This is a genomic window from Haloarcula sp. CBA1122 (assembly GCF_009741785.1).
GTDB lineage: Archaea > Halobacteriota > Halobacteria > Halobacteriales > Haloarculaceae > Haloarcula > Haloarcula hispanica.
This window is the reverse complement of sequence record NZ_WPCB01000062.1, coordinates 1-15,555: the sequence shown is the minus strand read 5'-3', so window position 1 is coordinate 15,555 and position 15,555 is coordinate 1. Positions and strand designations below refer to the sequence as shown.

The following is a 15,555-nucleotide window of genomic DNA, read 5'->3' as shown; positions in this document are numbered from 1 at the left end:
GTCGCCAGCGCGTACTGGGCGGCGATGTCGAGGTCCGGGTGGCGTCGGGGCTGCGGCTATCGCGGCCGTCGAGGCGAGCGCGACGAGGATCGCCCCTGCCGTTCGCCGCGGTCGCGTTCGGCCCGACCAGGTCATGGCCGACCCCGCTGGCCAGCCGCCGCGTCTCGGCGTCCGTGGAATATCCGTTCAGTCATGGTTAGAAGTTCGAAACCAGTACGCGCACCTGTTCGTTGGTCAGTTCCGAACGGTACAGTTCGAACAACACTTCGAGTCGTTGCTCCGAGAGACTCCGGTTGTTGTTCTCCAGCATCGAGATGTGAGCCTGCATGATGTCGTCGATTTCCACTTCGACCTCCCGCTGGCCGAACCCCGCCGCAACGCGGAGGAGACGCCACGCTGTCGGCGAGATGTCGTGGATGTCGATGTTGTCATCCTCGCTCACCTCCATCTGCTACTATTCCCCACCATCAGACGAATGAACATAACTGTTCGTTTCAGCGCGTCAGTCGAACGTCGAGCACGACGTTGTGTTCCTTCGGGGCATACGACCGGACGGTGTGGCGCGTTTCGACCGTCACGTCGTAGGCCGGCTCCACAGCCGCCCGAATCGCTCGCTCGCCGGGCCCGAACAGGTCGTCCTCGTGCTGGATATCGTAGTAGTGAAAGACACAGTCGTCAGCCGCCAGGCGGACGGCGGTCTCCAGAAACTCGTCGGCGCTATGGGGCAGATTCATCACGACGCGGTCGGCCCAGTCCTCGTACTCTCCGGCGACCTCTCGTACGTCGCCACAGATGCCCGTCACGCGGTCGGCGACGCCGTTGCGCTGTGCGTTCGCCCGGAGGTACTCGATTGCCGTCTCGTTGATGTCTGTTCCGACGCAGGTCGCGCCGCGTTTGGCGAACGGAATCGCGAACGGGCCGACGCCCGCGAACATGTCGAAGGCCTGCTCGCCCTCGCTGACCTGTTCGGTGACACGATGGCGCTCTGTCGCCAGCCGTGGCGAGAAGTACACCTCGGCGAGGTCGAGGTCGAACGTGCAGCCGTACTCTCGGTGGGTGACTTCCGTCCCCTCACCAGCGAGTACGTCCCAGTCCCGGACCCGCTGTTCGCCTTTGATCTTCGACGCGCGGTTCAACACCGCTCGCACGGGCAGGTCTGAATCCATAATCGCGTCGGCAATCGCCCGCGCCCGGTCGGCGTCGTCCTCGTCGACAATCGCGACGTCGCCGATGCGCTCGTAGCTCGGGTCGAAGTCGAGTCCGTCGGCCGGCATCGTCTGGCCTTCGCGGACCGGCGGGTCTGCCTCCACGACGACGAAGTCCGACGGCACTGCTTCGGGGTCGGTGACGGGAACGTATAGCTGCCCGTCGACGACCGTGATGTCGTAGCCGTCGTCGACGAGGTTTGCCTCGGCGAGGCGCTGGCGCGTCTCTTCGCCGGCCTCGCGGGAAACGCGAACGCAGGGAACGCCCATACTCACACTCTCCGACCGCGGGCGGTAAGCCTGACGCTTCGCGCCCTTTATGCCCGACGGCGACCCACTCCGGATATGCTCACATTCGTCGGGCTGGGCCTCTACGACGAGCGCTCGGTCACGGTCGCCGGCCGCGACGCCATCCGAGACGCCGACCGGGTGTTCGCGGAGTTCTACACGAGTCGGCTGGTTGGTACCGACCTCGAAACGCTAGAGGACGTACTGGAGACGAGTATCGAAGTCAGGGACCGCGCCGGCATCGAGCAGGACCCCGAACCGATTCTCGAAGCCGCCGAGAGCGAAGATGTCGTCTTCTGTACTGCCGGGGATACGATGGTCTCGACGACACACACCGACCTCCGGCTCCGCGCTGCTGACCGCGGTATCGAAACCCGAATCGTCCACGGAACGACAGCCCAGACGGCCGCCGGCTCACTGACTGGCTTACAGAACTACCGCTTCGGGAAGGCGACGACCCTCCCGTTCGAGGACGCTCACGGCGGTGACGGCGTCCCGGATAGCGTCGTCGCCACCATCGAGGACAACCGGGAGCGGGACCTGCACACGCTAGTCTATCTCGACATCAAGGTCGACGACCCCCACTGGGACGAGAGTGACGACACGTACATGACTGCCAGCAAGGCCGCCGCCATGCTATCCGAGCCGTTCCCCGACACGCTCGGCGTCGTCGTGGCCAGAGCCGGTAGCCCGGACCCGCTGGTGGCCGCCGATACGCTCGACGCTCTCGCCGCACAGTCATTCGGCGAGCCGCTACATCTGCTCGTCATTCCCGGTTCGCTCCACCCGCTCGAAGCTGACGCACTGGAATCGATTGCTGGAGCAGAATTAGAATAACGGCCGTTCCTCCCGACGCAGTTCAGTCGTCACCAGGCGTTGCAGGACCCGACTCCGACTGGTTCTTTTCGAACGCCGTTCCGAGGTCGTACTCCGTGCCAGTCACCAGGAAGAGGAGGTCCTCGACGATGACCGTGAGTTCCGGTAGCTCCCGCATCAGCACCCACGTCAGCCCGACGAGAACGATGACGGAGCCGAACTGCGCCAGAATCCGGTCGACGATGTAGTAGGACACCAGCTGTGCGTCGCTGAGGCCGAACAGCGCCATGACCGTTCCCGGGAAGAACTGCGCCTTCTGCAGGCCAAAAGCCAGCGCGATTCCGAGGTTCCGAATCAGATTCAGTACGTAGATGATGCTGACAGCCGCGACCAGCACGCGGAGCTTCCGCCGCCACGGCGCCTTGACCGCCAGTATTCCGCCGGCGAAGATAGATATACTCCCGATACCCGTACAGGCCAGAATGATGGTGTACGTTATCGGCCGCTCGTTCCCGCCGAACCAGAACGTGTTTTCGTAGGGGTACTGCTTCGAGGCGATATCGATGCCGTTGTGCGAGAGCCCGTCGACTACCACCGGGTCGTAGCCCAGGACGGTCATGAGGAAGGAGACCTGCCCGGTGACGATCTCGATGATGGTCTGGCGGAGCGGCCCGATGGTGAGAAACGGTACGTAGATGACGCCCATGAGGCCGATTGCCCGGGTCAACACCAGCAGCGACTCGCGGCCGTTCCAGAGCAGATAGCCGGTGTACAGCGACAGGGGGACGGCGATGACGCTCCCCAAGCCCTCGACGACGCTCTTCTGTATCAGAATGAAATGCGGGGCCAAGACGAGCCAGTATGCTGCGAACAAAGCCCAGCCGACTGTTCCGACGGGACGGGCCAGTCGCTCGTCGTACTGGGCGACAGCCACGCTTCCCAGAAACGCCGCGAGAACGAGCCACATCAGCGGTTCCGAGACTGTGACCGGGTCGAACGACAGTCCAGCGATGTCGACGCCTGCCTGCAGGACTGTCTCACTCATTGCTCGTACGTTGGCCAAACCGGCGTATATGTTTTGTCGTTGCGCTACTGTGCGGTGTCGTCGTCAGACCGACCTATCGACAGTGCCGCCGCTACCCACGTAGCGCGCGAAAGAAAGAACGGTGTTCAGAGACCGGAGCTGTTCCGGTTAGTTGTCGCGTCGGACAGCGAGGAGCGCAGCGGCGACGAGTGCGATGAGCGCGATGGCTGCCGTGAAGCCGGGACCTTCCGCGGCGGTGGTCTCGGATTCATCGGTTGCCGGCTCATCGGTTGCCGGTGCGTCAGTTTCCTCTTCGGTTTCGGCTTCCGTTTCGGTTTCCGTTTCGGTTTCCGTGTCCGGTGCTTCAGTCTGCTCTTCCTCGACGATGGTCACGTTCGCACTGTCCGTCACGGCAGAGCCGTTCTGGGTGTACGGATCGTCATCGCCGGGGAAGTCGTACGCTTCGTTGCCGTTGGTGTCCTGGTGCGGCATCGCGACCGCAGTGAAGTCCTCGTCCATCGGCTCGTCGAGCGTAACCGTGATGTCCTCGTGGCTGCCTGCCCCGAGGTACTCGGAGTTCCCGACGACGTCGCCGGATGCGTTACCGGCGTGGATTGCGATGAAGCCACCCTCGGACAGCTGTGCGCTGTCGACGACGACTTCGCTACCGTCGGATTCCTGCTCGCTGATGCTCACAGTAGCCGTGTCGGCTTCGACGATACGGCCATCTTCCTCGTCGCTGAAGTCAGAGTCACCGTCGACGTCCAGCGTCTGGACGGTGAAGTTCGTTCCAGCGGAGTAGTCGCTGAAGTCGGCCGTGGCGGTGTACGTACCGTCAGCGGCGACATCAGTTTCGGGGCGGAGGACGAACGGGTTCGCGTCACTCTCGGACTCCATCTCGACTTCGAGCTCGGAGCCAGGTGCGACGTTCGTCTCACCGGTCACTTCCTGACCAGTGGCGGCCGAGACCGTAACGACGCCGCTGTCGTCAAGGTCCAGTGTGGCGTCGCGCTCGGACGTGGTGTAGATCGCGCTGTCGCTGTTCCGGTCGTCGGTCAGCGGACCTTCTCGGACGGAGAAGGTAGCGTTGAGGCGCGTGTCTTCTTCTTTGACAATCGTCTTGCCGTTTTCGAACACAACATCGCTCGTGTCAACAGCGACGAAGTAGGTGTTGTTGTCCGGGTCGTCGACAACAGTTACCGCGTCACTGCTGTTCGAGAAGTCAATCGGGTTCGCGTCAGCGTTTGCACCGACGTCGGTCCGGTTGACGTAGAGTCGAAGACCGGACGTCGTCGCGTCACTGTCGTTGATGCGGTATGGCGTGGTATCGGTCGCTGCGAGGAACGCCTCAGTAACATCAGAGGCACTTCCGTCTTCCTGCTCGTATTCGAGCGCACCCTCGATACCGGATGCCTGAATTTCGTGGACGACAACGTCCTCAGCTGCGACGTCGTCGGACTGCGTGAGGTTCTCACCGATGCGGTCGTAGATGTCGACATCATCGTCGTCGATATCTGCATCGCTCGGTGCAGCCCACGTCTGGATATTTTCAACGGAGTTCTCGTTGAGTCGGAGCGTTCCAACCGTGTCGGGGCTGGTGACATCCGGGGAGGTCCCGGCGGTCACGTTCATCGAGTAGGAGCCTGCTTCGAGCGTGTCTCCACTCAGGCTACCTCGGGTGTAGTCGCCACCCTCCTTGATGTTGTCAATGTCGTCGTCACCAGGCACGCTGAGAACCGTACTATCGCTGTAGTTTCCAGCGGTGTAGCTGTTGAACTGAACGGTAACTTCGCCGTCACCGTTGTCGTCCTCAAGCTGGCCCTGGATGTAGTAGTTGTCGTCGTTCTCGTCGCCGATGTTGATGACGGCGTCCTCGGTGTTGTCAACCTGCACCGTGATGTTGACAACGTCGCCAATGTTGTCCTGAACGGTCGAGCTTTCGAAGCTTGCCTCACCGTCGTCGGACTCGGAGACGTTGATCTGGTCGGATTCGGCGGAGACGCCGGTCTGGTTGTCCGTCACTTTGACGTAGTACGGACTGTCGTCGGCGCTCTGGTTACCGAAGTCGAACACGACGTTCTCGTTACCCTTCAGGCTCTTGACCTGCGTGGCAACCTTGTCGTCGTCCTCGTTGAACAGCGTTGCGTTGGCCGGCTCGCCACCACGCGTGGTCGAGACGTTGACCGCAAGCGTGTCCTTGTCGTCGATGTTGGCACCGTCGCCGACATCGTCGTCAATGTTCACATTGAGATCGAGATTGCTGATGGTGATGTTTTCGTCCGCGTCACCAGCGACGGAGACCTCGTATTCTTCACCAGTGTCGAGGTTTTCCGTTTCGTAGGTGTAGACTTTGCTGTTGGCTGTGTAAGTGTCCTGCGTGACGACAGCGCCGTTCGAGTCCTCGACCACAATCTTCGTGCTCGAGGTAGCATCGTCATTGTCTGTGTCGCCGTCGGCTCGGATAGCCAGGACTTCACCGCGGAAGGCGTTAGTGTCGCCCGAGCTATCGTCGGCCACAATCGTCTGGGACGTCACGTCGATGTCCTCAGCGACGACCGTGTTGTCACCGCCGGTGAGACCTGAAACCTTGACGGTCAGGTTCCGGTTCGGCTGAACGTCCTGGTCCAGACTGAACTGGAGGCGTCCAGTTGTCCCGTCGTCAGTCGTGTCGACTGACGAGACACCGTAGTTGCTCGGGTTCTTGTTGCCATCGACGTAGATGTCGATGTCAGTGTCACTGACTGGGCTACCGGTTGAACCATTGAGTGCCAATTCGACTGTCCCGCTATCGTATTCTGCTGCCTGTTCGACGCTGACGTTCGCGGCGGCGGCTGCGCCACCGGAGAACGCGATGGTCCCGGCGAATACCGAGAAGACCATCAGCGCCGTCAGGAACAGGCTTCTGATTTTTTCGTTTGTATCTGTCATAGTTTGTGTTGCTATCGGGCGACCCCAGCAGTTTTCCACCTGGTCGGAACGCGGTCACCGCGACCGCGCATAGACCGAACCGGCGTACTCACTTCTGGCGTCATGGGTAGGGGTATCGGTACATTACCCGAAGTGCGGTAAATGCTTTATGGATAAAGGTTACATCCAAATTACACATTGCTGTCAGGTAATAATTATTTTGAAATGGTATGTACTCTTATTCTGGATATTTATTTGACTCTTTCCTGGGACCAGATCTGAGAAACACGCCTCCCGATTCGACCGGCGGTTGTTCCATCACTCGACTACGGACGGGTCCCAAACCGTTACCGAAACCACCCTCGCAGTGGCGGACATCGAGGAGGTGTCCGGCAGGCGCTGGGTTACTGCCGCGTTGGGCCAGCGTTCGACTGTGATCCAGTCACGACTGCCGATGGGCAGTTAGCCGTTCAGAAGCGGACGGAATCGTGTCTGAGTAAACAACGAGTCCCGAGTCGGTCTGCAGTCTGTTTGCACTCTTCACGTACGCGCACGAAAGAAAGAACGGTGTTCAGGGACCGGAGTGGTTCCGGTTAGTTGTCGCGTCGGACAGCGAGGAGCGCAGCAGCGACGAGCGCGATGAGCGCGATGGCTGCCGTGAAGCCGGGACCTTCCGCTTCGGTGGCGGTTCCAGTGTCCGGCGTGTCCTCAGGCGTGTCCGCAGGCGTGTCTTCGGGCGTGTCCTCAGGCGTGTCTTCGGGCGTGTCCTCAGGCGTGTCCTCAGGCGTGTCCTCAGGCTCCTCGGCGGAGACAGTCACGTTCGCACTGTCCGTCACGGCGGAGCCGTTCTGGGTGTACGGACCGTCATCGCCAGGGAAGTCGTACTCTTCGTTGCCGTTGGTGTCCTGGTGCGGCATCGCGACCGCAGTGAAGTTCTCGTCCATCGGCTCGTCGAGCGTGATCGTGAGGTCATTGTACGTACCTGCTTCGAGGTACTCGGAGTTGCCGACGACGTCACCGGATGCGTCACCGGCGTGGATAGCGATGAAGCCGCCACTGGACAGCTGTGCGCTGTCGACGACGACTTCGCTACCGTCGGACTCCTGATCGCTGATACTCACGGTGGCCGTATCGGCTTCGACGATGCGGCCGTCTTCCTCGTCGCTGAAGTCGGAGTCACCGTCGACGTCCAGCGTCTGGACGGTGAAGTTCGTTCCAGCGGAGTAGTCGCTGAAGTCTTCCGTAGCGACGTACGTGCCGTTCGGACCAACAGTTGCTTCCGGTCGTTCGACGAATGGGTTCGCCTCACTCTCGGATTCCATTTCGACTTCGAGCTCGGAGCCGGGGGCGACGTTCGTATCGCCGCTCACTGTCTGTCCGGCGGCGGCGCCAACGGTGACAAAGCCGTCGTCGTCAAGATTCAGCTCCGCGTTCCGCTCAGACGTGGTGTAGAGCTCGCTTTCGCTCGAAGAGTCGTCAGTCAGCGGACCTTCTTGCACGGAGAAGGTGGCGTTGATTTCCGTGTCCTCTTCCTCAGTGATCGTGTTACCGGACTCGAACTCGACGTCCTCGGTGTCGAGGGCGACGAAGTAGGTGTTGTTGTCCGGGTCGTCGACGACGGTCACTGCGCTACTGCTGTTGGCGAAGTTAATCGGATCTGCGTCAGCGTTTGCACCGACGTCGGTCCGGTTGACGTAGAGCTGGAGGCCGGAGGCGCTCGTGTCGTCGTTGATACGGTCCGGCGTGGTGTCGGCAGCTGCGATGAACGCATCAGTCACGTCGAAGACCCGTTGTCTTCCTGCTCGTATTCGAGCGCACCCTCGATACCGGATGCCTGGATTTCGTGGACGACGACATCTTCGACTGCGACGTCGTCGGACTGCGTGAGGTTCTCACCGATGCGGTCGTAGATGTCGATATCCTCGTCGTCGATATCTGCGTCGCTCGGTGCAACCCAGGTCTGCATACTCTCGACGGAATTCTCGTTGAGACGTAGCGTCCCAACCGTATCAGGACTGGTGACATCCGGGGAGGTCCCGGCGGTCACGTTTATCGAGTAGGATTGTGGTTCCAGTACATCTTCGTCCAAGCTGTTCCTACTATCGGTGAAGCTTCCCTTCTCTTCGACTTCATCGAGGTCGTCGTCACCGGGGACGGTAAGAACCGTGTTGTTGTTGTCGGTCCCAGCGGTGTAGCTGTTGAACTGAACGGTAACTTCGCCGTCACCGTTGTCGTCCTCGAGCTGACCCTGGATGACGTAGTTGTCGTCGTTCTGGCTGCCGACGTTGATGACGGCGTTCTCGGTGTTACCCATCTGGACGGTGATGTTGGTGACGTCACCGACTTCATCCTGTACGGTGGAAGTCTCGAAGCTGGCGTCACCCTCACCGGACTCGGAGACGTTGATCTGGTCGGATTCGGCGGAGACGCCGGTCTGGTTGTCCGTCACTTTGACGTAGTACGGACTGTCGTCGGCGCTCTGGTTACCGAAGTCGAACACGACGTTCTCGTTACCTTTCAGGCTCTTGATCTGCGTGGCAACCTTGTCGTCGTCCTCGTTGAACAGCGTTGCGTTGGCCGGCTCGCCACCACGCGTGGTCGAGACGTTGACCGCAAGCGTGTCCGTGTCGTCGATGTTGGCACCGTCGCCGACATCGTCGTCAATGTTCACATTGAGATCGAGATTGCTGATGGTGATGTTTTCGTCCGCAGTACCACCAACGGTGACCTCGTATTCTTCACCAGTGTCGAGGTTTTCCGTTTCGTAGGTGTAGACTTTGCTGTTGGCTGTGTAAGTGTCCTGCGTGACGACAGCGCCGTTCGAGTCCTCGACTACAATTTGAGTACTCGAGGTAGCATCGTCAGCGTCACCTTCGCCGCCGTCGGCTCGGATAGCCAGGACTTCACCGCGGAAGGCGTTAGTGTCGCCCGAGCTATCGTCGGCCACAATCGTCTGGGACGTCACGTCGATGTCCTCAGCGACGACCGTGTTGTCACCGCCGGTGAGACCTGAAACCTCGACGGTCAGGTTCCGGTTCGGCTGAACGTCCTGGTCCAGACTGAACTGGAGGCGTCCAGTCGTCCCGTCGTCAGTCCCGTCGACTGACGAGACACCGTAGTTGCTCGGGTTCTCGTTTCCGTCGATGTAGATGTCGATGTCTCCCGTCGTGACTGCGCTACCGGTTGAACCATTGAGTGCCAATTCGACTGTCCCGCTATCGTATTCTGCTGCCTGTTCGACGCTGACGTTCGCGGCGGCGGCTGCGCCACCGGAGAACGCGATGGTCCCGGCGAATACCGAGAAGACCATCAGCGCCGTCAGGAACAGGCTGCGAACCTTGTCTGAATTTCCTGTCATAGTTTGTGTTTGCTATCGGGCGACCCCAGCAGTTTTCCACCTGGTCGGAACGCGGCCACCGTGGCCACGCATAGACCGAACCGGCGTACTCACTTCTGGCGTCATGGGTAGGGGTACAGTCTAAACGATAGGTGTCTGTTGTATATGTTTTGTGGTTAGGAAATCTGATTGTCATGAATAGTCAAGCCCCAAAGACGCCATCTGAGGCGATTAGATGTGGTCCAAGCAGCTTGTAGGTCATAGCACAGGATCGGCATTCGGGCGTTTGACGGCCCAGAGCTACGTATCGGAGATGGTATCGCTGGCCTGAGACGCTAGGGCTTCACAGATCCTCACTGCTCGCTCAGGAACGACTCCGTAGACGAATCTCCTTCTGACAGCTACCGCGCGAGAATAGATTAGAACAGACGGTTAGTACCGACCAGTGCCGTCAGTTGGTCACGATTTCGATTTCGCGGGCGTCGGGGTCTTTGGTGAACGCGTAGCGGTCGTCACAGCTCTCGGGGTCGCGGTAATCCTCGGCGTGGCGACCCATCAGCGTCTCCCACGCGCTATGGAGGTCATCGGTTCGAACCGCGAGATGCCCCCAGGCATCGCCGAGTTCGTACGACCGGCCGTCGTAGTTGTAGGTGAGTTCGACCGACATCGCCTCTTCTGGGGCATCCTCGGGCTTGAGGAAGTACAGGGCGAAGTCGTCGAACTCCTCGCGGCGGAACAGGTCGTAGTCGAGCTTTCGGGTGTACCAGCCGATAGCCTGTTCGGCGTCTTCGACACGGATCATCGTGTGGTCCAGCGACCACTTCGCGCCGTGGTCCCGTTCGACGATCTCGATCTCGTGACCGTCGGGGTCCGTGACGAAGGCGTAGGAGCCGCCACAGGAGTCCGGGTCGCGGTAGTCCTCGACGCCGGCGTCCATCAGCTCGTCGTAGGCCTCGTACACGTCGTCACAGCGGACGGCGATGTGTCCCCACGCGTCACCCATCGTGTACGAGCGCCCGTCGTGGTTGTACGTGAGTTCGAGCAGGGCACCATCATCGTGGACGTCCTCCGGACCGAGGAAGACGTTCGTGAAGGTGTCGGCCTCCCAGCGGCCCTTCTCCTCGTAATCGAAATACGTCTGGTACCAGTCCAGCGACGCGTCCAGATCCTCGACGCGCATCATCGTATGATCGAGTGACCACATACACGGCACATGGTGCGAGCGAGCGAAAAGGCTACCGCCACAGGTGGTTCCGTCCGGATTCGATACCGCGGCTCACTCCGTCGCCGTGTCCGCTCGGATAGCCGGGAGGTAGTACCACCAGACCACGATAAGCAGGACAAGGGAGCCGACCGGGACAGCCACGTAGTTGAGCCGCCTGTTGAATCCCAGAAACACCGGAAACTGCGTCAGACCCGCACCTGCGAGTGCGAGGGCGGTCACCCGAACATCCTCACGCCAGACGACACCGGCAACGGCGCTGGCTAGAGCAAAGGCATACAGCAGGACGCCCGAACCCCACGATTCGATAAACTGCGGGAGTGCGCTGGTAAAGCGGATGAAGTAGCTGTAGACCGAGAGCAACTCCGGCGGGTTCGTGTTGAACAGGCCAAACGAGAAGACGAGCGTCAGTTCCTTTCCAATTAGCACCACTGTCCAGGGGACGAGGCCGGCAACAACGACGGCGATAAGACGGCGTCTGGGACCGCGGTCCATAGTTGGTAGCAGGGTTCCACACCAATGAACGCATCTACTCCGCTATGCGGTAGCGGTCCTCCACAGGATTGTTCTTCCGTGGGACCCTTTCTTTTCAGTTGTTCGCGTGCACGCGAGAACCGACGCGCGACAACCTAGCGGTTAGCGACGATCCGCAAGATATCTTCGTCAGCGAGTTCGTGGTCGCGCCCGACCTGCTGTTCGTCGTGCTTGGCGCTTGGACCGGTCACACGAGCGAATCGGAAGCGCTCGTCGAAGCTCCCGCCGAGTTTCTCGCAGGCGTCGTCGACGGTGTCGCCCTCGCGGAGTATCAGCGGTTCCTCGCGGTCGACACCGCGGCCCGGCTTGTCCATGTAGATCCGGATCAGGCCGAGTTCGTCCCAGATGCGTTCGGTGAGGCTATCGAGCCCTTTCTCTTCCTCGGCGCTGATGAAGATTGCTTCGTCGGGGTCGATGTCCCGCTCCCGGAGCTCGTCTTCGACTTTGGGGAGGTAGTCGGGCTCGATGAGGTCGGCCTTGTTGACAGCAACGAGGGAGGGCAGATAGACGCGGTTGTCCATCACGCCGTCGATGAGCTGGTCGATGTCGATCTGCTCGCCGATGGTGACGTCGGCGTTGACGTAGCCGTGCTCGCGCAGAACGGCTTTGACCGTCTCGTCGTCGAGTTCGACGCCGGAGGCAGTGTTGACCGAAATCCCGTCCTTGCCCTTCTTCCGGACGTTGACCCACGGCGGGTCCTGGTCGAGTCGGATCTTGTTCTTGTACAGTTCTTCGCTGAGTCGGTCGTACTGGTCGATCTCGAAGACGGAGATGAGGAAGACGATGAGGTCCGCAGTCCGGACGACGGACAGCACCTCCTTGCCGCCACCGCGACCACCAGCAGCCCCTTCGATGAGACCGGGAACGTCGAGAATCTGGATGTTCGCTCCCTTGTGCTTGAGCATCCCCGGGTACACGTCGAGTGTGGTGAATTCGTAGGCTCCAGTTTCGGATTCGGCGTTAGTGAGGGCGTTTAGCAGCGTCGACTTCCCGACGCTGGGGAACCCGACGAGCGCGACGGTCGCGTCGCCGTGTTTCTCGACGCCGTAGCCACCGCCGCCGCCTGAAGAGGCCTGCTGTTCGAGCTTTTCCTTTTTCTCCGCGAGCTTGGACTTCAGCCGACCGATATGGGCCTCTGTAGACTTGTTGTAGGGAGTGCTGGCGATTTCGTCCTCGAGTTCCTGAATCTCCTCTTCGAGCCCCATTAAGTGTATGTCGGCCCCTCACACCGAATAAGGCTTTCCTCCCTCGACGACGCCACCCCATCGGCCCGGGTCGACGCAGTTGTCCTGCCGTTCAGAATGGTCAAACGACCCTCATGTAATTCGACACACCTATAGGGTATCCACCGTCATGTGTCGATAATGGGAGCGGCGAGTCGGTTCCGCGACAGCACGCAGATACTGCTGCCAGTCGGTGCGCTCGACGGAATTCGCGAGGAGTTGGAACAGCAGTTCACTGTGAGTGTTCATCAGGACGGTGAACAGATTCGGATAATCGGCTCCCCAGTCGAAATCAAGGACGCGAGCGACTTCCTCGCGCGGCACGGCGTGACGTTCGCCTGAACTGACTGGGATTCTATTCTTTGCCGCGCTGACCTCTTGTTTGTTGGTTCCAAACGGTGAGCGTTCGTGCGTGTGGAGGCCTCACGCAGCGATCCGTGAAACGCAATCCTTTAAACTGCTGCGAGGATTCCACTATGTATGGCTGGAACTATCGAAGTCCTCGTTCCCGGTGGGGAGGCCAACCCTGGCCCGCCACTCGGTCCGGAACTCGGCCCGACACCGGTGGACGTGCAGGCAGTCGTACAGGAAATCAACGACCAGACGGCAGCGTTCGACGGCACCGAAGTCCCCGTCACCGTCGAGTACGACGACGACGGTTCTTTCGAGATCGAAGTCGGTGTCCCGCCGACGGCCGAACTCATCAAGGACGAGGCCGGCTTCGAGACCGGCAGCGGCGAACCGCAAGAGGACTTCGTCGCTGACCTCTCCGTCGACCAGGTCAAACAGATCGCCGAGCAGAAGCATCCCGACCTGCTCTCCTACGACCTCACGAACGCCGCGAAGGAAGTCGTCGGGACGTGTACCTCCCTCGGTGTCACCATCGAAGGCGAAAACCCACGCGAATTCAAGGAACGCATCGACGCGGGCGAGTACGACGACGTGTTCGCGGCCGAAGCACAGGCGTAAGTCGGACCGCTGTGCGACTGGCGTGTGTTTTCCCTTGCTTTTGACGCTGTTGAGCCACTGCACAGTCGATGGGACCCCCGTCACCGACTGGTCCCTGAGAACCGGAAACACGCCCGTCAGCGGCCCTTGGGCTGGTTCGACGGGTTTAAGTGTCGCATTGGCGTCTACCCGCACGAGACAGGCATCCGCCTGTTTCACTGACCCGTAGAAGCCGATTGGCGTACTACGGAGGTGAACAATGGCAGATCAGGAAATAGAGAACGCAGTCTCGCGCGCACTCGAGGACGCACCTGAGCGGAATTTCCGCGAAACGGTCGACCTCGCTGTGAACCTGCGCGACTTAGATCTTAACGACCCGTCGAACCGCGTCGACGAGTCCGTCGTGCTTCCTGCTGGCACCGGCCAGGAGACCACTATTGTGGTCTTCGCCGAGGGCGAAACCGCCCTCCGTGCCGAGGAAGTCGCAGACGACGTACTCGACGAGGACGAACTCGAGGAACTGGGTGGCGATGACGACGCCGCCAAGGACCTCGCCGATGACACTGACTTCTTCATCGCAGAGAAGGGCATGATGCAGGACATCGGTCGCTACCTCGGGACCGTCCTCGGTCCGCGTGGGAAGATGCCGGAACCGCTCGACCCCGACGACGACGTCGTCGAGGTCATCGAACGCATGAAAAACACCGTGCAGCTCCGCAGCGGGGAACGGCGAACGTTCCACACGCGGGTCGGCGCGGAGGACATGTCCGCCGAGGATATCTCGGACAACATCGACGTTATCCTTCGCCGTCTGCACGCGGACCTCGAGAAGGGCCCGCTCAACATCGACACTGTCTACGTGAAGACGACGATGGGGCCTGCGATGGAGGTGGCCTGATATGAGCGCCGAATCCGAACGCAAGACCGAGACCATTCCCGAGTGGAAGCAGGAAGAGGTCGACGCCATCGTAGCGATGATCGAGTCCTACGAGAGCGTCGGCGTCGTCAACATCGCCGGGATTCCGTCCCGACAGCTCCAGGACATGCGACGTGACCTGCACGGGACCGCCGAACTTCGCGTCTCCCGGAACACGCTGCTTGAGCGTGCGCTTGACGAAGTCGACGACGGACTCGAAGACCTCAACAGCTACATCACCGGGCAGGTCGGGCTCATCGGGACCGACGACAACCCGTTCTCGCTGTTTCAGGAACTCGAGGCCTCCAAGACGCCCGCACCCATCGGTGCCGGCGAGGTGGCCCCGAACGATATCGTGATTCCGGAAGGCGACACGGGCGTCCGACCCGGTCCGTTCGTCGGCGAACTCCAGAGCGTGGGTGCCGACGCACGCATTCAGGAAGGCTCCATTCAGGTCCTTTCTGACTCGACGGTGCTTGACACCGGCGAGGAAGTCTCCCAGGAACTCGCGAACGTGCTGAACGAACTCGGTATCGAACCGAAGGAGGTCGGTCTCGACCTCCGCGCCGTCTTCGCTGACGGCGTGCTGTTCGAACCCGAGGAACTGGAACTCGACGTCGACGAGTACCGGAGCGACATCCAGGCGGCTGCCGGCCGGGCGTTCAATCTCTCGGTCAACGCCGACTACCCGACCGCGACGACGGCCCCGACGATGCTCCAGTCCGCTCGTGGCAACGCCAAGAGTCTCGCGCTCCAGGCGGCCATCGAGGACCCCGAGGTCGTGCCTGACCTCGTGAGCAAGGCCGACGCACAGGTCCGTGCGCTCGCCTCGCAGATCGACGACGAAGAGGCGCTCCCGGAGGAGCTCCAGGGCGTCGAGGCCGACGTGGCGACAGAGGAACCGACTGACGATCAAGACGACGACACCGCATCCGAGGACGACGCGGACGCCGACGACGCGGCCGAGGAGGCCGACGACGGCGACGACGACGAGGACGCTGGCGACGCGCTCGGAGCGATGTTCTAACAACACACACTACAACAATGGAATACGTATACGCTGCACTCATCCTGAACGAATCGGGCGAAGAGATCAACGAAGACAACCTCACCGACGTGCTCGACGCCGCAGGCG

The 15,555-nt window shown here is 60.9% G+C and carries 12 protein-coding genes and 2 pseudogenes; 6 read left to right on the top strand and 8 right to left on the bottom strand.

Features of this window, described 5'->3' with window-relative positions; genetic code table 11:
- Window positions 1-196 precede the first annotated feature (196 nt).
- Together GJ630_RS17365 and GJ630_RS17360 are read right to left on the bottom strand one after the other, a co-directional pair.
- Window positions 197-448: a hypothetical protein gene (locus GJ630_RS17365; RefSeq protein WP_014040748.1), complete on the bottom strand. Its 252-nt coding sequence runs from the start codon at window positions 446-448 to the stop codon at window positions 197-199.
- A gap of 46 nt (window positions 449-494) precedes the next feature.
- Window positions 495-1,475: a class I SAM-dependent methyltransferase family protein gene (locus tag GJ630_RS17360; RefSeq protein ID WP_191450479.1), complete on the bottom strand. Its 981-nt coding sequence runs from the start codon at window positions 1,473-1,475 to the stop codon at window positions 495-497.
- A gap of 75 nt (window positions 1,476-1,550) precedes the next feature.
- Between GJ630_RS17360 and dph5 the strand changes: the two genes are divergently transcribed.
- Entirely contained in the window at window positions 1,551-2,330 is a 780-nt protein-coding gene (gene dph5, locus GJ630_RS17355) for a diphthine synthase (RefSeq protein WP_014040750.1), read from the top strand.
- Window positions 2,331-2,352: 22 nt separating this feature from the next.
- Here dph5 and artA read toward each other — a convergent pair whose 3' ends face one another.
- The 6 genes and pseudogenes from artA to GJ630_RS17325 form a co-directional block, all read right to left on the bottom strand.
- Window positions 2,353-3,354 carry an archaeosortase A gene (artA, locus tag GJ630_RS17350; protein WP_014040751.1) on the bottom strand — a complete coding sequence of 334 codons (1,002 nt, stop codon included), beginning with the start codon at window positions 3,352-3,354 and terminating at the stop codon, window positions 2,353-2,355.
- A 147-nt stretch (window positions 3,355-3,501) separates the two neighbouring features.
- Window positions 3,502-6,261 carry a BGTF surface domain-containing protein gene (locus GJ630_RS17345; protein WP_191450477.1) on the bottom strand — a complete coding sequence of 920 codons (2,760 nt, stop codon included), beginning with the start codon at window positions 6,259-6,261 and terminating at the stop codon, window positions 3,502-3,504.
- A gap of 572 nt (window positions 6,262-6,833) precedes the next feature.
- Window positions 6,834-9,598, bottom strand: a pseudogene (locus GJ630_RS17340) (BGTF surface domain-containing protein).
- Window positions 9,599-10,028: 430 nt separating this feature from the next.
- The gene (locus GJ630_RS17335; RefSeq protein WP_014040754.1) at window positions 10,029-10,781 is read right to left on the bottom strand and encodes a VOC family protein; all 753 of its coding nucleotides are present in this window, start codon (window positions 10,779-10,781) and stop codon (window positions 10,029-10,031) included.
- A 72-nt stretch (window positions 10,782-10,853) separates the two neighbouring features.
- Window positions 10,854-11,294, bottom strand: a complete 441-nt coding sequence (locus GJ630_RS17330) for a TIGR04206 family protein (RefSeq protein WP_014040755.1) — start codon at window positions 11,292-11,294, stop codon at window positions 10,854-10,856.
- Window positions 11,295-11,428: 134 nt separating this feature from the next.
- Entirely contained in the window at window positions 11,429-12,538 is a 1,110-nt protein-coding gene (locus GJ630_RS17325) for a GTP-binding protein (protein ID WP_014040756.1), read from the bottom strand.
- A 159-nt stretch (window positions 12,539-12,697) separates the two neighbouring features.
- Here GJ630_RS17325 and GJ630_RS17320 point away from each other — a divergent pair, with 159 nt between their 5' ends.
- From GJ630_RS17320 to GJ630_RS20200, 5 genes and pseudogenes are all read left to right on the top strand, one after another.
- A complete protein-coding gene (locus tag GJ630_RS17320) occupies window positions 12,698-12,898 on the top strand; it encodes a hypothetical protein (RefSeq protein ID WP_044951920.1) in 201 nt (66 codons plus the stop codon).
- Window positions 12,899-13,036: 138 nt separating this feature from the next.
- The gene (locus tag GJ630_RS17315; RefSeq protein ID WP_004957037.1) at window positions 13,037-13,525 is read left to right on the top strand and encodes a 50S ribosomal protein L11; all 489 of its coding nucleotides are present in this window, start codon (window positions 13,037-13,039) and stop codon (window positions 13,523-13,525) included.
- 238 nt (window positions 13,526-13,763) lie between these two features.
- On the top strand, window positions 13,764-14,402 hold the full coding sequence (locus GJ630_RS17310; protein WP_014040758.1) for a 50S ribosomal protein L1: 639 nt from the start codon (window positions 13,764-13,766) through the stop codon (window positions 14,400-14,402).
- Between the two features lies 1 nt (window position 14,403).
- Window positions 14,404-15,447, top strand: a complete 1,044-nt coding sequence (locus GJ630_RS17305; protein WP_191450475.1) for a 50S ribosomal protein L10 — start codon at window positions 14,404-14,406, stop codon at window positions 15,445-15,447.
- 17 nt (window positions 15,448-15,464) lie between these two features.
- Window positions 15,465-15,555 (top strand): annotated as a pseudogene (locus GJ630_RS20200) (50S ribosomal protein P1); the annotation flags it as partial.